The sequence below is a fragment of the Rhizobium sp. WW22 genome (assembly GCF_047041135.1).
In the GTDB taxonomy this organism is placed as follows: domain Bacteria; phylum Pseudomonadota; class Alphaproteobacteria; order Rhizobiales; family Rhizobiaceae; genus Rhizobium.
This window is the reverse complement of sequence record NZ_CP178198.1, coordinates 3,705,376-3,723,039: the sequence shown is the minus strand read 5'-3', so window position 1 is coordinate 3,723,039 and position 17,664 is coordinate 3,705,376. Positions and strand designations below refer to the sequence as shown.

General features: G+C 61.4%; 16 protein-coding genes. 11 read left to right on the top strand and 5 right to left on the bottom strand.

The genetic code is table 11. The features are described 5' to 3' along the window. The first annotated feature begins 4 nt into the window (after positions 1-4). The 9 genes from ACK83U_RS18090 (at position 5) to ACK83U_RS18050 (ending at position 11,604) form a co-directional block, all read left to right on the top strand. Positions 5-2,932: an aminotransferase gene (locus ACK83U_RS18090; RefSeq protein WP_112610826.1), complete on the top strand. Its 2,928-nt coding sequence runs from the start codon at positions 5-7 to the stop codon at positions 2,930-2,932. A gap of 509 nt (positions 2,933-3,441) precedes the next feature. Continuing rightward, positions 3,442-3,636, top strand: coding sequence for a hypothetical protein (locus ACK83U_RS18085; protein WP_015338438.1), 195 nt, complete (start codon positions 3,442-3,444; stop codon positions 3,634-3,636). A 261-nt stretch (positions 3,637-3,897) separates the two neighbouring features. After that, the gene (locus tag ACK83U_RS18080; RefSeq protein WP_112610824.1) at positions 3,898-4,896 is read left to right on the top strand and encodes a P1 family peptidase; all 999 of its coding nucleotides are present in this window, start codon (positions 3,898-3,900) and stop codon (positions 4,894-4,896) included. Between the two features lie 15 nt (positions 4,897-4,911). Continuing rightward, entirely contained in the window at positions 4,912-5,829 is a 918-nt protein-coding gene (locus ACK83U_RS18075) for a LysR family transcriptional regulator (RefSeq protein ID WP_112610822.1), read from the top strand. 155 nt (positions 5,830-5,984) lie between these two features. Next, the gene (locus ACK83U_RS18070) at positions 5,985-7,517 is read left to right on the top strand and encodes an ABC transporter substrate-binding protein (RefSeq protein WP_112610856.1); all 1,533 of its coding nucleotides are present in this window, start codon (positions 5,985-5,987) and stop codon (positions 7,515-7,517) included. 277 nt (positions 7,518-7,794) lie between these two features. After that, on the top strand, positions 7,795-8,748 hold the full coding sequence (locus ACK83U_RS18065) for an ABC transporter permease (RefSeq protein ID WP_112610820.1): 954 nt from the start codon (positions 7,795-7,797) through the stop codon (positions 8,746-8,748). After that, on the top strand, positions 8,745-9,611 hold the full coding sequence (locus tag ACK83U_RS18060) for an ABC transporter permease (protein WP_112610818.1): 867 nt from the start codon (positions 8,745-8,747) through the stop codon (positions 9,609-9,611). The genes ACK83U_RS18065 and ACK83U_RS18060 overlap by 4 nt, the downstream gene beginning before the upstream one ends. Positions 9,612-9,634: 23 nt before the next feature. After that, the gene (locus tag ACK83U_RS18055) at positions 9,635-11,026 is read left to right on the top strand and encodes an amidase (RefSeq protein ID WP_112610816.1); all 1,392 of its coding nucleotides are present in this window, start codon (positions 9,635-9,637) and stop codon (positions 11,024-11,026) included. 50 nt (positions 11,027-11,076) lie between these two features. Then, positions 11,077-11,604 carry a hypothetical protein gene (locus tag ACK83U_RS18050; RefSeq protein ID WP_112610814.1) on the top strand — a complete coding sequence of 176 codons (528 nt, stop codon included), beginning with the start codon at positions 11,077-11,079 and terminating at the stop codon, positions 11,602-11,604. A gap of 22 nt (positions 11,605-11,626) precedes the next feature. Here ACK83U_RS18050 and ACK83U_RS18045 read toward each other — a convergent pair whose 3' ends face one another. Continuing rightward, a complete protein-coding gene (locus ACK83U_RS18045; RefSeq protein ID WP_112610812.1) occupies positions 11,627-12,106 on the bottom strand; it encodes an Lrp/AsnC family transcriptional regulator in 480 nt (159 codons plus the stop codon). A 124-nt stretch (positions 12,107-12,230) separates the two neighbouring features. On the opposite strand from ACK83U_RS18045, the gene ACK83U_RS18040 reads away from it, so the two are divergent. After that, a complete protein-coding gene (locus ACK83U_RS18040; protein WP_112338425.1) occupies positions 12,231-13,157 on the top strand; it encodes a DMT family transporter in 927 nt (308 codons plus the stop codon). Between the two features lie 56 nt (positions 13,158-13,213). Here the strand turns inward: ACK83U_RS18040 and ACK83U_RS18035 are convergent, their stop codons facing one another. The 3 genes from ACK83U_RS18035 to ACK83U_RS18025 form a co-directional block, all read right to left on the bottom strand. Then, the gene (locus ACK83U_RS18035) at positions 13,214-14,068 is read right to left on the bottom strand and encodes an NlpC/P60 family protein (RefSeq protein WP_112610810.1); all 855 of its coding nucleotides are present in this window, start codon (positions 14,066-14,068) and stop codon (positions 13,214-13,216) included. Between the two features lie 16 nt (positions 14,069-14,084). Next, positions 14,085-14,429, bottom strand: a complete 345-nt coding sequence (locus ACK83U_RS18030; RefSeq protein ID WP_041677769.1) for a MarR family transcriptional regulator — start codon at positions 14,427-14,429, stop codon at positions 14,085-14,087. Positions 14,430-14,542: 113 nt separating this feature from the next. Continuing rightward, complete coding sequence (locus tag ACK83U_RS18025) at positions 14,543-15,934, bottom strand: leucyl aminopeptidase family protein (RefSeq protein ID WP_112610808.1); 1,392 nt, start codon at positions 15,932-15,934, stop codon at positions 14,543-14,545. A 149-nt stretch (positions 15,935-16,083) separates the two neighbouring features. Between ACK83U_RS18025 and ACK83U_RS18020 the strand changes: the two genes are divergently transcribed. Continuing rightward, complete coding sequence (locus tag ACK83U_RS18020) at positions 16,084-16,914, top strand: tetratricopeptide repeat protein (RefSeq protein ID WP_112610806.1); 831 nt, start codon at positions 16,084-16,086, stop codon at positions 16,912-16,914. Between the two features lie 98 nt (positions 16,915-17,012). Here the strand turns inward: ACK83U_RS18020 and ACK83U_RS18015 are convergent, their stop codons facing one another. Further along, positions 17,013-17,657 carry a LysE family transporter gene (locus tag ACK83U_RS18015; RefSeq protein ID WP_112610804.1) on the bottom strand — a complete coding sequence of 215 codons (645 nt, stop codon included), beginning with the start codon at positions 17,655-17,657 and terminating at the stop codon, positions 17,013-17,015. Positions 17,658-17,664: the final 7 nt, after the last annotated feature.

Below are 17,664 nucleotides of genomic sequence, written 5' to 3'. Positions count from 1 at the left end.
TGCCATGGCCGACGCCACGCTCGTGAACCGTATGCAACTGCCGAGACCGGACGTGACGCCGGACGAGGCGGCCGAAATCCTGCAGATGCATTACGGCCTGAGCGGGACGCTGACCGAGCTCGGCAGTCAGCAGGACCGCAACTACCGCATCGATGCCGGCGATAATGCCTATGTGCTGAAGATCTGCCGGGCGGAATACGAGCTGGTCGAGCTCGAGGCGCAGAACGCCGCGATCCGTCACCTGCACGCCAAGCCGGACGCGCCGCGCGTGCCTGAAATTGTGCCCTCTCTCAATGGCCGCGATATTCTCACCGTTACCCTTCGTGAACAGGATTATCTCGTTCGGCTGCTCGGCTTTCTTCCGGGCCAGACGCTGACGCGGCGCAGGCATCTGTCGCCTGCCGCAGCCGCAGGCTTAGGCGCACTTTCGGCCCGGCTTGCCCGAGATCTTGCCGATTTCGACCATCCCGGTCTTCATCGAAACCTGCAATGGGACCTGCGGCGCGCCGGGCCGGTCGCCGTGCAGCTGCTGTCGGCGATCACGGACCACGAGGCGCGCGACCGCATCGCCAAGGCAATGGTGGCGGCCGTCAAGCGCATCCAGCCGCTGGCAAGCGAATTGCGCGTGCAGCCCGTGCATCACGATGTCACCGACGACAACGTCGTCAGCCATCCGGATGCTCATGGACAGCTCGTCCCCGACGGCGTTATCGATTTCGGTGATATCATTCAGGGCTGGCTGGTCGGCGATCTCGCCGTCACCTGCGCATCATTGCTGCACCATGCGGACGGCAACCCCTTCTACATCCTTCCCGCCATCAAGGGCTATCATGCGGTCTATCCGCTGACAGAGGCAGAGGGCAAGGCGCTTTGGCCGCTGATCGTCGCGCGCGCCGTCATCCTTACTGCCAGCAGCGAACAACAGCTTGCCATCGACCCCGACAATGAGTATGTGCGCGGCAATCTCGATTTCGAACGTGAGATTTTCGATGTCGCGACCGGCGCACAGCCGGATGTGATGGAAGCCGCGATCCTCAAGGCGATCGGCTTCGATGTCGCGCCAATCGCGACTGACGGCTGGGCGCCGCTACTGCCCGACATCGATCCCTCGCAGATTGCCGCGATCGATCTTTCCGTCACCGGCCCCGACTTTATCGACGGCAACTGGCAGAAGCCGGATATGGACTGGCGGCTGCTTGCCCAAGCGGCAATCGCCTCCGGAACTGCGGCGACGCGCTACGGTGAATTCCGCCTGTCTCTCGCCGCGCCGCTTAACATGATACAGCCGCAGAATTTCGCCCTGCATTGCGATATCTGCCTACCGGCGGGCGCCGCTGTCGCCGCACCCTTTGCCGGCCTGCTGCAACGGCAAGGCCAGCATTTCGTGCTGGTCGGCGACGAAGTGAGCCTGCATCTCGACGGCATCGAGAGTGCTCTTGAGGATGGAGCGGCCGTCGAGCAAGGAGCTACAATCGGGACCATCGGCAGCGAGGGCTCGGCAATCGGGGGATTGCGCATCCAGCTTTGCCGCGTGCCCGGCCTTGTGCCGCCGCTCTTCGCGACAGCGGATCAGGCAGAGGGCTGGTCAGCCATCTCCCCCTCGCCTGCTGCTCTCTTGAACCCGGCCTGCGAAGCGCCGCGGCCGGATCCATCCACGCTGCTGTCATTGCGCAACGCCCGCTTCGCCAAGCCGCAGAAGCACTATTACGAGTTCCCGCCGCAAATCGAGCGCGGCTGGCGCGAATTCCTGTTCGATACGCAGGGACGCTGCTACCTCGACATGGTCAACAACGTGACGACGCTCGGACATGCCCATCCGCGCCTGACGGCAGCAATCGCCCAGCAATGGTCTCGCCTCAATACCAACTCTCGCTTCCACTATGCCGCTGTCGCGGAATTCTCCGAGCGGCTGGCGGCGCTGGCGCCTGATGGACTCGACAGCGTCTTCCTCGTCAATAGCGGCTCGGAAGCCAATGATCTTGCGATCCGCCTCGCCTGGGCGCACACGGGCAAGAGGAACATGCTCTGCCTGCTGGAGGCCTATCACGGGTGGACCGTTGCGAGCGATGCCGTCTCCACCTCGATTGCCGACAATCCGCAGGCGCTGACGACACGGCCGGAGTGGGTGCATCCTGTCCTGTCTCCCAATACCTATCGCGGCCCGTTCCGCGGCCCAGATTCGGGGATCGACTATCTCAACGATGTCACGGCCAAGTTGCAGGCCATCGATGAAAAGGGACAGGGGCTTGCCGGCTTCATCGCCGAGCCGGTCTATGGCAATGCCGGCGGTATCGCGCTGCCGCATGGCTATCTTGCCGGCGTCTACGATGCAGTACGGCAGTGTGGCGGCCTTTGCATAGCCGACGAAGTGCAGGTGGGCTACGGCCGGCTCGGCGAACACTTCTGGGGCTTCGAAACCCAGGGCGTCGTGCCCGATATCATCACAATCGCCAAAGGCATGGGCAACGGCCATCCGCTCGGCGCCGTCATCACCCGACGCGAGATCGCCGAATCGCTGGAAAAAGAAGGCTATTTCTTTTCTTCCGCCGGCGGCAGCCCGGTCAGCTGCGTCGTCGGCCTCACCGTGCTCGATATCCTTAGGGATGAGAATCTACAGGAAAATGCCCGCGTCATCGGCGACCGGCTGAAGGCCGGGCTGATCGCTCTCATGGATCGCTTCCCGCTGATCGGCGCCGTGCATGGCACGGGGCTTTATCTCGGCGTCGAATTCGTGCGCGACCGCGAAAGCCTGACGCCGGCCACCGAGGAGACGGCTGCGATCTGCGAGCGCCTGCTCGATCTCGGAGTCCTCATGCAGCCGACTGGCGATCACCTAAACGTGTTGAAGATCAAACCGCCGCTATGCCTCGCACCGGAGAGCGCCGATTTCTTTGTGACGGCCCTGGAAAAGGTGCTGGAAGATGGATTTTGACGATCCCGGCGCGCCATTAACCATTTAGGTGTTTTAGCGGCAGGTGAATTTTAATGCGCCGGGGCATTGTCGAATCTCGCGGCAGCTCCTATCTCTGTCCCGGTGATCGGCGAGCCTTACCGGGCACGGGTGGCAATGAGAAGGCAATTAAGACAACCTTCCCTGCAACCTCCGGAGCTCGGAATTTTATTTTCCCGATCGTCGATATTTTGACATCTTTCGGAATATGTTTCTGAAGATGCGGCTGCTATTATCTACTAATACAGTGGATAATGGTGCACTCACCGGGTCTCTGCTACTGGGGCCCTAACAAGTACAACGCCAATTGAGGAAGTGACATGCTGAATAGAAAAGTCATTGCTTCGTTCCTTGGGCGGCCCGTGCTTGGCAATGACCGTTCGGGCGCGCTCTCCCGCCCGTGCTGTCGAATGTGACGTTCGTCCTCCTTCCCGGAATAAGACAGTCAATTCGCCATGTCTGCGCCGTGCGTGCGCAGAGGGAGTCTATTTATGAAGAAGCAAGTCATCGAATACGCCGGCGTTCCCGTCGGCATCGTCGTTCCTGATCAGGATCGGCTCAAGTTCATCGCCGTAAAATATCATGTCCATGATCTGGACGAGCAGCATTTCAGAAATGCGGACGAAGTGAAGCTTGCGATCCGCGATCTCCTTTCCCGCCAGCAGGCCAAGCCGATCCATGTTTGATGGGTCGGATTACCTGCGCTTTTACTCAATCCCATCCCCAGCCCTCACCCTTTGATAGAATCAGGGTGGGGGCTTTTTCTTGCGCGCAAGTCGCCGTACCGGCTTATGTCTCATGCCCGCGTTCATATGCGAATGCCCGTAGCCCTAGCTTAAAAGGCGCATGGTGACACGCCTCTCGACCAAACCCATCTTGTCTTTTCACCCTCTTTACGGTCCTATCGCCATGACGACCTCGCGTTGTAAGCGGCGAAGGATTTTTTATTGGCTGACCTCCTCAATCTCCTGACCGATATCGAAGGCGTTGCCGTCGGTCACTCCACCGATCTTGCACTCGGCTCGGGCGTCACCGCCATCGTCTTCGATGAGCCGGCTATCGCCTCCTGTACCGTTCTCGGCGGCGCGCCAGGCGGGCGAGATACCGCATTGCTGGACCCTGCAATGACGGTCGGCACAGTGGATGCTCTCGTGCTCTCGGGTGGATCGGCCTTCGGGCTCGATGCCGCAGGCGGCGTGCAGGCAGGCTTGCGGGAGATCGGCCGCGGTCTGCAGGTCGGCGATGCGCTGGTGCCGATCGTGCCGCAAGCGATCCTGTTCGATCTCATCAACGGCGGCAACAAGGATTGGGGACTGCACTCGCCCTATCGCGATCTCGGCTATGCTGCCTTCAAGGCCGCAGATAAAGGACCGTTTGCACTTGGAAGCGTCGGCGCCGGTACAGGCGCCACCACGGCAACGGTCAAAGGCGGCCTCGGCTCGGCAAGCGCCGTCAGCAGCAGGGGATACAGGATCGCCGCCATCGTCGCCGTCAATGCACTCGGTTCCGCGACCATCGGCGAGGGTCCGCATTTCTGGGCAGCTCCCTTCGAGCAAAATGGCGAATTCGGCGGCCTCGGCATGCCGCAGGTGGCCGATTCGCGCTTGCGGCTGAAGGGCACGAACATCACCGCCACGACCATCGGCACAGTCATCACCGACGCCCAGTTGACCAAGGCGGAGGCGCATCGCCTCTCCATCTCAGCCCATGACGGCTTCGCCCGGGCACTCCTGCCGACGCATCTGCCGCTCGACGGCGATACCGTGTTTGCCGCCTCTACCGGCAAGCATTCCCGCGACGATATGCCTGGTTTCATGGAGCTCTGCCACCTTGCCACTATCGTCATGGCGCGCGCCATCGCCCGCGGCGTCTATGAGGCGACGGCGCTGCCGGTCGAAAGTGGGCAAGCGGCGTGGCCGGATCGCTTCGCCAAGCCCGCCGTCTAAAGGGAGATCCCGCGCATGCAGATCCGCGCGTTGATCTATTTCGACGAGCTGGTGCGCACCAATTCGATGCGCCAGGCGGCTGAAAACCTGAACGTGGCGCCGACGGCCATCAGCCGCCAAATCGAGAACCTCGAATATCACTTCGGCACGCAGCTGGTCGAGCGCAGCGCCCGCGGCATCAAATTGACGGCTGCCGGCGAATTGCTGGCGGAGCGCGCCGGCCGGACGCTGCGCGAGCTCGACCACGTTCACCAGCTGATCGAAGATCTCAAAGGCCTGCAGCGCGGAACCGTCAGCATCTATGCTAACGGCGCGTCGGTCGCCAATATCCTTGCTCCGGCGCTGGCCGAGTTCAGCCTGCGCTATCCGCATCTGCGCTTCGAAGTGACGATCACCAGCGCCCGCGGCGCCATCGAAGCCGTCAGCAATGCCGAGGCCGACATCGCAGTGACGCTGTTTGCCCCGCCGCTTTCCGGCACAAAGGTACGCCTGCGTTCCGAGCTGATTTATGACGTGATCGCTGCCGCCTCTCATCCGCTTGCGAGCGTCAGCGAGATCACGCTTGCGGAAATCGCGTCACACGCGCTTGCCGTCCCCGATCGCTCCTTCGGCGCAAGGCAGGCCTTCGACGCGCTGTTCGAACGTGAGGGGCTGAGGCTCGATCCAGTCTTTGAGACCGGCTCGCTGGAAATGCAGAAGGAGCTGGTGCTGCGCGGGGCGGCAATCACCATGCTGCCGGCACTCACCGTTCAAAGGGAGATCAAGGCGGGGCAGCTCGTCGCACGGCCCGTTGCGGGCGGCATGGGGGTGCGGACGCCAGTCGATCTCTGTGTCGCGCCCGATCGCCAGCTCTCCTTTGCGGCCGGCAAGCTGCTCGACTTCATCGAGCGCTTCATGCGTCAGCAACTTTCCGCCAAGGGGAGGCAGGATTGAATCCAACATTGTAGAAGACAAACCAGTGTAGCGATTTCGGCTACACCGAGCACACATCTTCGGAATTGTGTGTGCGCCTATGAGATGACACTATCCTGAAAAAGACCGCAGCCGGAGGGAAGCCGGACATGCGGGCAAAAAGCAAGGGAACCGACATGACCAAGTTTTCACGCCCGAGCCTGGGCGACGTCGCGCGCCGGCTTGCCTATGGCGCCACAGTTTCCGCCGGCCTGCTGCTGATGATGGGCCTCACACAGGCTGAGGCCGCGAAGACGACACTCAATCTCGGCATGAGCGTCGAGCCGACAGGTCTCGACCCGACGATCGCCGCGCCCGTCGCGATCGGCCAGGTCACCTGGCAGAACATTTTCGAGGGCCTGGTTGCCATCGACCAAAACGGCAAGATCGTGCCGCAGCTTGCCAAGAGCTGGGAAATCTCGCCTGACGGCCTGACCTATACGTTCAAGCTGCAGACCGGCGTGAAATTCCACGACGGCGAAGCCTTCGATTCAGCTGCCGCCAAGTTCACGCTCGATCGCGCTCGCGGCGCCGATTCCGTCAATCCGCAGAAGCGCTTCTTCTCAACCATCGCCTCGATCGACACGCCGAATGCGGAAACGCTTGTACTGCATCTGTCCTCGCCGACCGGCAGCCTGCTCTATTGGCTTGGCTGGCCGAGCTCCGTCATGGTCGGGCCGAAATCCTCGGCCAACGACAAGACGACACCCGTCGGCACTGGTCCGTTCAAATTCTCCTCCTGGACGAAGGGCGACCACGTCGACCTTGTCAAGAACCCGGACTACTGGAACAAATCGGTCGACATGAAGCTCGAGAAGGTAACCTTCCGCTTCATTTCCGATCCACAGGCCGAGGCCGCCGCGCTGAAGGCCGGCGATCTCGATGCCTTTCCGGAATTCGCCGCGCCAGAGCTCATGAGTTCCTTCGAGGGCGACGTCAGGCTGACGACCAAGATCGGCAATACCGAGCTCAAGGTCGTGGCCGGCATGAACAATACCCGCAAGCCCTTCGACGACAAGCGCGTGCGCCGGGCGCTGATGATGGCGCTCGACCGCAAGACGATCATCGAGGGCGCATGGTCGGGTTTCGGTACGGCGATCGGCAGCCACTATACGCCGAACGACCCCGGCTATAAGGATTTGACCGGCACGCTGCCCTATGACGCCGCCAAGGCCAAGGCGCTGCTTGCCGAAGCCGGCTATCCGAATGGTTTCACCTTTACCATCAAGACGCCGCAGATGGCCTATGCACCGCGCAGCGCCCAGGTCATGCAGGCCATGTTCGCCGATATCGGCGTGACGATGAACATCGAGCCGACGGAATTCCCGGCGAAATGGGTGCAGGACGTCTTCACCGGCCGCAATTACGACATGACCATCGTCGCCCATGCCGAGCCGCTGGATATCGATATCTATTCGCGCGACCCCTATTACTTCAACTACAAGAACCCGGCCTTCAACGAGTTGATGAAGAAGATCCAGCTGACCGCCGATCCCGCCGAGCAGAACAAGCTCTATGGCGAGGCGCAGAGCATTCTTGCCGAAGATGTGCCCGCCCTCTTCCTCTTCGTCATGCCGAAGCTAGGAGTGTGGGACAAGAAGCTGAAGGGTCTTTGGGAGAACGAACCGATCCCGTCCAACGTGCTGACCAACGTTTCCTGGGAAGATTGACCGCTCCGACAGTTTGATTGGGCATGATCTTGGTATTTCTTTCGCGCATGACCACCAACTCCTTCTCCCCAGCGGGGAGAAGGTGGCCCAAAGGGTCGGATGAGGGGGCTGCCACGCCGAAAATTGCCTTTTGCTTGCGCTCAAGGCACTCAGGATTTCATCCCTCGTCCCCCTCAACCGCCCTATCGGGCACCTTCTCCCCGGTGGGGAGAAGGAGGTTTCAAAGGTCGCACCAACTCTACATTCCTAGCCGGATTAGCCTGGCCATGGACTTGCTATGATCGTACTGCTCACCCGCCGGATTTTCGGACTTGTGCTGACGCTGATCGCGGTCTCGCTGCTGCTCTTTGCCGTCATGGCGCTGCTGCCGGGCGACCCGGCCGCCATCACGCTCGGCACCTCGGCGACGCCGGAAACGCTGGCCGCGCTCCGGCATAATATGGGGCTCGATCAACCGCTGATCGTGCGCTACGGGCATTGGCTCGCCGGCGCGCTGGTGGGTGATCTTGGCACGTCCTATACCTATGGTGTTCCGGTCGCAGGTCTCATTGCCGAGCGGCTTGCCGTCACCCTGCCGCTTGCGCTGCTTGCCATACTGTTGTCGGTTCTTGTCGCCGTACCGCTCGGCGTTGCGGCAGCGGCAAGACGCGGCGGCGTCTTCGATATCATCGCCACACTGTTTTCGCAGATGGGCATTGCCGTGCCGGGCTTCTGGGTCGGCCTCCTGCTGGTGCTTGTGTTTGCCACATCGCTCGGCTGGATGCCGGCCGGCGGTTTTCCCGGTTGGGAGAGTGGATTCTGGCCTGCCGCAAAGTCGCTGGTGCTCCCGGCCGCTGCCCTTGCTCTGCCGCAGGCGGCGGTGCTGACCCGTGTGACGCGCTCGGCCGTGCTCGACACGCTGCATGAGGATTTTGCCCGCACGGCGATCGCCAAGGGCCTGTCGCGCAGCCGCGTGCTCTGGGGTCATGTGGTGCCGAATGCGCTGGTGCCAGTGCTGACCATTCTCGGACTGCAATTCACCTTTCTCGTCGCCGGCGCCGTGCTGATCGAAAATGTCTTCACCCTGCCCGGCCTTGGCCGCCTCGCCTATCAGGCACTCAGCCAGCGCGACGTCATCGTGCTTCAGGATGTCGTGCTGTTCTTCGCCGCCCTCGTCATCGTCGTGAATTTTCTGGTCGATCTCTCCTATCTCGTCATCGATCCGCGATTGCGAGCAGGAGGTGCGCGATGACTGCAGTCGAGACCAAAATTGCCGCGCCGTCTTCTCGCCGTCGTTTTCGGGCGCTGCGGCGGATGAATCTCATCGTCGGTGCCATCATCATCCTTGCACTCTTCTGCGTCGCTCTCGTCTCGCAGTTCTGGACGCCAGTGCCGCCGGCGAAGATGCAAATCCTCCACAAGCTGCAGCCGCCCTTCGGCTTCGGGCTCCTCGGCACCGACCAGATCGGCCGCGACGTCCTGTCGATGCTGATGGCGGGCTGCTGGAATTCGCTTTCCATTTCCGTATCATCGGTCACGATCGGCGGGACGATCGGAACGATCATCGGTGTCGCCGCCGCCGCCCAACGAGGGTTATTCGAGGCGCTAGTGATGCGGGCCTGCGACGTGATCTTCGCCCTGCCGCCAATCCTTTCGGCCATGATCCTCGGCGCATTTCTTGGGACGGGGCGCTCAACGGCAATTATCGCCATTGCCGTCTTCATGGTGCCGGTCTTTGCCCGTGTCGCGCTCGGTGCGGCCTTGCAGGCGTGGAGCCGCGACTATGTGCTGGCGGCGCGCGCCATCGGCAATACGCAGCTCTCCATCACGCGCCGCCATGTCCTGCCAAACATCATGGGCAGCATCATCGTCCAGGCGACGATCCAGCTCGGCCTTGCGATCCTCACGGAAGCCGGGCTCGCCTTCCTGGGTCTCAGCGTGCCGCCGCCGGCACCGACCTGGGGGCGGATGCTGGCCGATGCGCAGACCTATTTCCACGTTGCGCCTTGGCTCGCCCTGCTGCCGGGGCTTGCCATCGCGCTCTCCGTGCTCGGCTTCAACCTGCTCGGCGACGGGCTGCGCGATCTCCTCGACCCCCGTGAGGCGACGCGCTGATTGCGACATAAAGAGTATAGATCATGACCGAACCTACCGATCTTTCCATCCGAGACCTCAGGCGCCAATTTGCCGACAAGAGCCTGTCCCCCAGCGAATACTGGCTGGCGCTCGAGACGCATATCGAGGCATGGGAGCCGACTATCGCTGCTCTCTATGCCTATGATCCCGAGGATGCCTGCAAACAGGCCGCGGCCTCCACGGAACGCTGGGCCAAGGGTGCGCCGCTTGGGACCTTGGACGGGATTCCGGTGACATTGAAGGAGCTGATCGCCACCAAGGGCCAGCCCGTGCCGCTCGGTACGGCGGCCGTCGAGCTCATTCCCGCTGCCGAAGACGCCCCGATCGCCGCCCGCATGCGCGAGGACGGAGCAGTGATTTTCGCGAAAACCACCTGCCCCGATTACGGCATGCTCTCCTCCGGCCTTTCAAGCTTTCACAAGCTCAGCCGCAATCCTTGGGACCCCAGCCAGAATCCGGGCGGCTCCAGCGCCGGCGCATCGGCGGCGGCGGCAGCCGGCTACGGACCGCTGCATATCGGGACCGATATCGGCGGCTCGATACGCCTGCCAGCTGGCTGGACCGGCATTTTTGGCTTCAAGCCGAGCAATGGCCGTATTCCGATCGATCCCTATTATCTCGGGCGATGCGCCGGACCGATGACCCGCACGGTCGAGGATGCCGCCTTTTCCATGGCGACGCTCTCGCGCCCCGACTGGCGCGACAGTACCAGCCTGCCGCCGAATGAGATCGACTGGATGGATCTCGATATCGACGTCCAGGGCATGAAGATCGGCCTGATGCTGGATGCCGGCTGCGGGCTGCCTGTCGAGGACGAGATACGCGATGCCGTCGCTGCTGCCGCCAAGCGCTTCGAGGAAGCGGGCGCCATCATCATCGATGTCGCGCCGGTGCTGACGAGGCAGATGCTGGATGGGCTCGACGCCTTCTGGCGCGCCCGCTTCTGGGGCGACATGACGGCACTGAGCGAGGAGCGCCGCAACAGCATTCTGCCCTATATCTATAGCTGGGCGAAGGGCGGCGCAGAGATCAGCGGCGTCGATGCCGTTCGCGGCTTCAACCAGACCTACGAGATGCGCAAGAGCTGCGCCAAGCTCTTCGCAGAGGTGGATGCCGTGCTTTCGCCGACCAATCCGATCGTCTCCTATCCCGCCGAATGGGCTTCCCCTACCAACGACCCGGCGCGACCTTTCGAGCACATCGCCTTCACCGTTCCGTGGAACATGTCGGAGCAGCCGGCCGCCTCGATCAACTGCGGCTTTTCCCGCTCCGGCATGCCGATCGGCATGCAGATCGTCGGCCCGCGCTTCGACGACATGCTGGTGCTTCGTCTCTCGAAGGTCTTCGAGGACTGGAGCGGCGGCGTGACGAACTGGCCGAAGCGGCCGAGTTGACACCGTTGGCCTGTGAATAAAGACCAGACTGGAGCGAGGAGGCTCTGAAATTGCAGAATACAACTGTAGCCGCGCTTCTGTATGAGTTCTTGTTTGAGGTTAACCGGAAAATAGACAACGACCAAGAACACGCCGACATTTACTCATTCCCCGACGAGAATGGCGTCCTTCGTGAAGCATTCAGCCATGAATATATGGGCAATTGGGAGTGGCCAGCTGGAGCGCTTGAAGACGTTGGTGTCCTCAAGCCTATCAAATCAAATTCGCACTTTCCGGGACCGTACTTCCACCCAGTCATGACCTTGGACGAATGTGCAACGGCCGACTTTTCGCAATATGAAACATTCGACAATTATTGTGTTGCAATGTTCTCCTTTGAATACCTGCACAGTCACTTTTCCTATAACTTGAACAAACGGTCGCCGCGCTTTCTAGAAGCTGTTGTTTTCAAGGATGATATTTTTCGGACCCAGGACGACGGAGAAGTCATCTTTGACAACGCGCGCTTTCAAGAGAAAGTCATGGCGCATTGGGATGCAATAGATGTTCGTCGCATCCTTCCCAGAAGCGGCGCTTAGCCTCGCTGGATGCACGCTCCAACTAATCGCGCCGCAAAGGCACGGAAAGACCGACCTTCACCCGATCCATCGTGACGAGCGACTTGAATTTCGTGACATTCGGATTGTCATAAAAAAGGCGCCGGGCGACGTCCTCATAGGCAGACATGCTGGTGACGACGACGATCAACACGAAGTCTGCCTCGCCGGTGACACCGTAGCATTGCTGGACTTCGGGCGCTTCGAGGAAGCTGCGCTTGATCGCATTGATGAGGTCGTAGCGTTCGTTTGCGATATGCACCTCGACGACGATGGTGATCGGCAAGCCCACGGCCGCCGGATCGACGACGGCGATATTGGCCTGAATGACGCCGCTTTGCTGCATCCGCTTGATACGCCGCTGCACGGCGGGGGCCGACAGATTGACCCGTTCACCGATCTCGCGTTGCGGAACGGTATTGTCCTTCTGAAGAATCTCAAGAATTGCCAGGTCGAACTCATCGAGATCGGCGGGTTTGCGCATTTCAATACATCCTTACCGCAATGAGGAAACAAAATTGCATGAAAGCCGTCAAAATGGAGCCAAATCCTCTTTCCTTATGTACTAGCTTTGCGCCACACATCATCTGACTTGCAAAGGCACGAGAATGTCACAGCCGGACACCGAATACGATATGCGCAGCCAGAGCCTCGGTGAAAGCGACGATACGAAGGGCTTTCTCCTTGGTCTCGTGGCGATGATTCTCGCGGCGCTGGCCATGAGCATTTCTCCGAGCCTCGTGCGTCTTGCCGATGTCGGGCCTTTCGCCAGCGCCTTCTGGCGTGTCTTTCTGGCGCTGCCGATCCTTTGGATATGGATGCGATACGCGGAGGTCGCGGAGCCCAATGCGCCTCGCGCCAGCTTTACGATACCGACGATTCTCGCCGGCATTGCCTTCACGGGCGACCTGTTCTTCTGGCATCTCTCGATCATGCGGACGACGATTGCCAACGCCACCTTCTTCGCGACGATGGCGCCGCTATGGGTCGTGATCTTCGGCTGGCTCCTGCTGAGGCAAAGGGTCGGTCGCGCCACGCTTCTTGGCCTCCTCGTCTGCCTTGCGGGCGGCACGGCGCTCGTCGTCCAAAGCCTGGCATTCAATCCGGACCGAGCCGTTGGCGATGCACTCGCGATCATCACCGGCGCGTTCTTCGGCCTTTATTTCCTGGCGGTCGGCGCAGCGCGGCCAGGGACCAATGCCGCGCGCGTCACTTTCGAATTGAGCGTCATAACCTCGGCGATCCTGTTCCTGATCGCCTTCTTCTTCGAGCCGCGCATATTGCCGCAGTCGATCTCGGGATGGTGCGTGCTTCTGGCGCTTGGCCTCATCAGCCACGCCGGCGGACAAGGCCTGCTTTCGGTCGCGCTCGGAAGACTGCCGACCGTATTCTCCTCGCTCGTCATTTTCCTGGAATCGATCGCGGCCGCTCTTTTCGCCTGGTTCCTGTTCGGGGAAAATGTCACGCTGCTGCAGGCTCTTGGCGGCATCGTCATCGTTGCCGGCATCTGGATAGCACGCCCTCGCACGCCGTAAGACCGCCGCCACGGCAAATGCCGGATGGGTTGTCGCAACAGGGTTTCGGAGCGCAGTCAGTCGATGAAACGGCGATAGCCTGTCGGTCTTTCATAAAGCCAGCCGATGCGCTCGATGGCGGCGGCGAAATTCTCACGGGCGACGGTCATGGTATGGCCGTTGGCGTGGACGATGGTTTCGGGATCTTCCATGATCGCGACATGCCCCTTCCAGAAGACGAAATCGCCGCGCTTCAACTCCTCGCGCTCGATTGGCTGGCCGAGGCCGGCGGCCTGCATGTCGGTATCGCGCGGTGCGACGCGGCCCGTCATCGACAGTGCCAGCTGTACCAGCCCTGAGCAATCGATGCCGAGGCCCGAGCGGCCGCCCCAGAGATAGGGTGTCTCGATGAAGCGTAAGGCGACATCAACGAAGTCGCCGCCCTTGTTGTAACCAATCGGCTGGACGTGCTTTGCGAAGATCGCGGTTCCATCCTCCAGGACGACATAGTGATTGCCCCGCGCCTCTGCCGGGCCGGTCACATGTACGAGACTGCCCATGGAGAGGATCGCAGCATGTGGCTTGCGCAGCTCCGGCTCGGGATAGAGGAAAGTGCGCTGCGGGACGACGATATGGGTCGGAGCCGCCGCGCCCTCCTTGATCGCCGTTTCCGGAAGATAGCCGACATAGCCGTCAGACAGAGCCTTGATCCAGCACCAGCCGTCGCGGCGCTCGAATATCGTCACCTCTTCGCCCATCAAGAGCTCGGTATCGATGCCCGAGGCGAGATCTGGCTTCGGCCGGAGCGCAACGACCGGCACGGCAACGCGCGCGCCAATACCCTCGACGAAACGCTCGGCCTCAACCTTGCCTTTGAGAGAAACCTCGGCAAGATCGGGTCTGAAAGCATTGAGACGGCGGTCGAGCATCATGGTGAAATTCCTGAGGTTACAATTTTCGACCGTGCTCGATGATGAGATCGCCGAGTTTTTCAAGATAGAGCGCGCCGGTGACTGTTCGCTTAATGATGACATTGCGGCGATCGCGATCGTCGCGTACGCGGTCGACCAATCCCATCACTCCCATGGTGTCAAGCGCCCGGGTGATGACCGGCTTGGTGACGCCGAGCGTAGCGGCCAGGCCGCGTACGGTATGCGGCGGCGGCACAAGATAGATCTGCAGCAGAATCGCCGTCTGCCGCAGCGTCAAATCATGATCCTCGCGGCGCACCTGAGCGAGCGTCACGCCATGCCAGAGGCCGAGAGCCTGCGAGGCGGTGAGTTCAAGCGGCAAGAGCAACCCCGAAATTCGTTACGCTGCCGTTCCAGTCTCGACCAAGATCGTGGCGGTTTCAAGGGGAATTCACCGCCCTTCCCCGTAACGCGCGGAGAAGGACCGGCAGCCACCTACCGTACGCTCTGCCTGATATAGTGATAGAGCGCCCGGATCGCCTGAGCCTCGCCGCCGCCGGGCGAATGCGGACGTTCGCTCGGTGCCCAGCCAAAGATGTCGAAATGCACCCAGCTCGGTGTCTTCGTCACGAAGCGCTTGAGAAACAGGGCGGCCGTAATGGCGCCGGCCATGCCGCCTGATGGAGCATTGGTGATATCGGCAAATTTGGTGCGGATATCCTTATCGTAGCCCATATAGAGCGGCATGCGCCACAGCGGATCATCCGTCTCCAGGCTCGCCTCGGTCAGATCGCTGGCAAGTTCGCTATCGTCGGTGAAGAAGGGCGGCAGGTCGGGGCCGAGCGCGACGCGGGCAGCACCCGTCAGCGTCGCCATGTCGATCATCAGGTCCGGCGCGTCCTCGTCGGCATAGGCAAGCGCATCGGCGAGGATCAGCCGCCCCTCGGCATCGGTATTGTCGATCTGCACGGTCAGGCCCTTGCGGCTCTTGTAAATATCGCCAGGGCGGAAGGCATTGGCCGATATCGAATTCTCGACGACCGGAATGATGACGCGCAGGTCGACCTTGAGCTTGGCGTCCATGATCATCAGCGCTAGGCCCATGACGTTGGCGGCACCGCCCATGTCCTTCTTCATCAGCAGCATCGAGGATGCCGGCTTGATATCGAGGCCGCCGGTGTCGAAGCACACGCCCTTGCCGACCAGGGTGATGCGGCGATGACCCTTCTTGCCCCAGCGCAGCTCCAGAAGGCGCGGCGCATCGGCGCTCGCACGCCCCACCGTATGGACCAGCGGGAAATTCTCCTTCAGGAGATCATCGCCGATGATGACGGACATCTCAGCCTTGTAGTGCTCGGCCAGCGCCCGGAAGGCGGCTTCGAGCTGTTCCGGACCCATGTCATTGGTCGGCGTGTTGATGAGATCGCGGGCGAGAAAGACGCCTGCAAGCTGGCGCTTGATATCGGCGGCATCGGCATCGCGCGGGATCATCAATGTCGGCGCCGCAGCTTTTTCGGATTTGTAGCGGTCGAAGCGATAGCTGCCGAGACCGAAACCAAGCGAGAGCCGGTTCGCCGTCAGCGGCGCCGTCTCAATATGCCAGGCGCCGGCCGGCAGGCTGCGTGCCAGCTTGCCTGTGAGGAAGGGTTGTTCGGACGGATTGGAGCCGAGACCGAACAGAGCTCCGCCAAGATGCCCTTCAGCGGTCGGGATCAACAACAGCGAGCCGCTCTCTGCCTTGTAGCCCGCCTTGCGTGCCCAATCGAGCGCGATGGGATCGATGGTACCCGTCTCGATATGCGCCGGGGTGACGGCAAAGATCGGCAGGGTCGCGCCACCCTTCGAATTGAAAGGCGTCGCGCGCTCGATGAATTGAAAGGGGGCCATGACTATCCTTTGGCGGTGACTGAGAGGAATCGAGAGTTAACTGTCTGTTAGGGTTAACAGATTATTGCTGGAGCGAACATTGCGTCGAACCTTTCCCTGTTCCGATTCTAGGCCGGGCGCAAGACTATAGGAATTCAGGGATCAGCGTCATGCCCGCCGTCTCAGCCGCGTCTTCATTCAGAACCTTTCTTTTGCAGGGAGCTTCCATCGCACTTCTGGCGCTCGCGCTCGCAAGCTGCTCGACGACCGGACAGGACAGGATGACGACGGGCTCGATCCCCAAGACTTCGAAATCTGTCGATACGATGAACAGCACCGAGCTGGCTCAGGCGACCGCGACGTTTGGCAAGGCCTATGATGCCAATCCCAAGGATCGCGATGCCGGCGTCAACTACGCCAATGCGCTGCGCTTGAGCGGCCGCAACAATCAGGCGCTTGCGGTCATGCAGCAGGTTGCAATCGCCAATCCGACCGACCGCGGCGTGCTGGCGGCCTATGGCAAGGCCCAGGCGGCGGCAGGCCAGCTCGACGAGGCGCTTTCGACAATTGACCGCGCCCAGCTTCCGGATCGGCCGGACTGGCGCCTGGTTTCGGCGCAGGGCGCTATCCTCGATCAGCTTGGGCGCTCCCAAGATGCGCGCGCCAAATATCGGGATGCGCTGGTGTTGGCTCCAAACGAGCCGACCATCCTTTCCAATCTCGGCATGTCCTATGTGCTGACCGGCGATCTTAAAAATGCGGAAAACTATCTCCGCACAGCCATCTCGCAGCCGGGCTCCGATAGCCGCGTACGACAGAATCTGGCGCTGGTCGTCGGTCTGCAGGGCCGGTTTGCGGAAGCCGAACAAATTGCGCGGCAGGAACTGACGCCGCAACAGGCGAACGCCAACGTTGCCTATCTGCGCGGCATGCTGGCGCAGCAGAACTCCTGGCAGAAGCTTGCCGCCAGCGGCAACGGCAGGAAAGTCGCCCAACAATAGGGCCAGCGCGAGCGGCCATAACGGCTTGCCTGCGCACCTTTCGCACAGATAAACCGGCCGCGCGCCAATTCAGGCGGATACCCGGCAGCTCGAGGCACTTAACGCCAGATCTGGCGCGGCAGCCCCTCGGCCACAAGCCGCGCTCCAAGGGCACCGATGACGGCACCCGCCACCCTGTCGATCCAGAGCTTTGATCCGACATAAAGTGCACGTGGGCGGTTCGAGGAGAAGGCAAGCGTCACCACGGTATACCAGCCAGCCTCGACCAGAAAGACTGCGGGCGGAACCGTAAAGAGCAGCCACGGAGGCGGAGCAGCCGGCAGGAGCGCGGCGAAGATACTGCCGTAGAAAATGGCTGTCTTTGGATTGCTGAGCTGCGTGCCGAGCGCAAAGAGGAAGTTGCGCATCACACCGCCCTCCGCCGGCGTTGCCGGGGCATCGATGGGAAGATCATCCGCCGCGCTGCGCCAGATCCGGATGCCGACGTAGATCAGATAAAGGCCGCCGCCGATTTTCAGCGCGAGATACAGCCATTCGACCTTCATCAGCAGCGCGCTCAAGCCAAACAGGGCCAAGGTCGCGAAAATGACGCTGCCGGTTCCCATGCCGAAAGCCGCGGCAAGCCCCGCCTTGCGAGAGCGCGAAATGGCGATGCGCGAAACGAGCACGAAGCTCGGACCGGGACTGACGGCTCCGATGAAGACAGCCGCCATGACGCTGAAAAATATAGCCAGGGATGACATACGAGAC

What these genes read in the sequence shown, in the direction of transcription:
- ACK83U_RS18090 (WP_112610826.1), top strand. Translation starts at nt 5, where the DNA reads ATGGCCGACGCCACGCTCGTGAACCGTATGCAACTGCCGAGACCGGAC.
- ACK83U_RS18085 (WP_015338438.1), top strand. Translation starts at nt 3,442, where the DNA reads ATGAAGAAGCAAGTCATCGAATACGCCGGCGTTCCCGTCGGCATCGTC.
- ACK83U_RS18075 (WP_112610822.1), top strand. Translation starts at nt 4,912, where the DNA reads ATGCAGATCCGCGCGTTGATCTATTTCGACGAGCTGGTGCGCACCAAT.
- ACK83U_RS18070 (WP_112610856.1), top strand. Translation starts at nt 5,985, where the DNA reads ATGACCAAGTTTTCACGCCCGAGCCTGGGCGACGTCGCGCGCCGGCTT.
- ACK83U_RS18065 (WP_112610820.1), top strand. Translation starts at nt 7,795, where the DNA reads ATGATCGTACTGCTCACCCGCCGGATTTTCGGACTTGTGCTGACGCTG.
- ACK83U_RS18060 (WP_112610818.1), top strand. Translation starts at nt 8,745, where the DNA reads ATGACTGCAGTCGAGACCAAAATTGCCGCGCCGTCTTCTCGCCGTCGT.
- ACK83U_RS18055 (WP_112610816.1), top strand. Translation starts at nt 9,635, where the DNA reads ATGACCGAACCTACCGATCTTTCCATCCGAGACCTCAGGCGCCAATTT.
- ACK83U_RS18045 (WP_112610812.1), bottom strand. Translation starts at nt 12,106, where the DNA reads ATGCGCAAACCCGCCGATCTCGATGAGTTCGACCTGGCAATTCTTGAG.
- ACK83U_RS18040 (WP_112338425.1), top strand. Translation starts at nt 12,231, where the DNA reads ATGTCACAGCCGGACACCGAATACGATATGCGCAGCCAGAGCCTCGGT.
- ACK83U_RS18035 (WP_112610810.1), bottom strand. Translation starts at nt 14,068, where the DNA reads ATGATGCTCGACCGCCGTCTCAATGCTTTCAGACCCGATCTTGCCGAG.
- ACK83U_RS18025 (WP_112610808.1), bottom strand. Translation starts at nt 15,934, where the DNA reads ATGGCCCCCTTTCAATTCATCGAGCGCGCGACGCCTTTCAATTCGAAG.
- ACK83U_RS18020 (WP_112610806.1), top strand. Translation starts at nt 16,084, where the DNA reads ATGCCCGCCGTCTCAGCCGCGTCTTCATTCAGAACCTTTCTTTTGCAG.
- ACK83U_RS18015 (WP_112610804.1), bottom strand. Translation starts at nt 17,657, where the DNA reads ATGTCATCCCTGGCTATATTTTTCAGCGTCATGGCGGCTGTCTTCATC.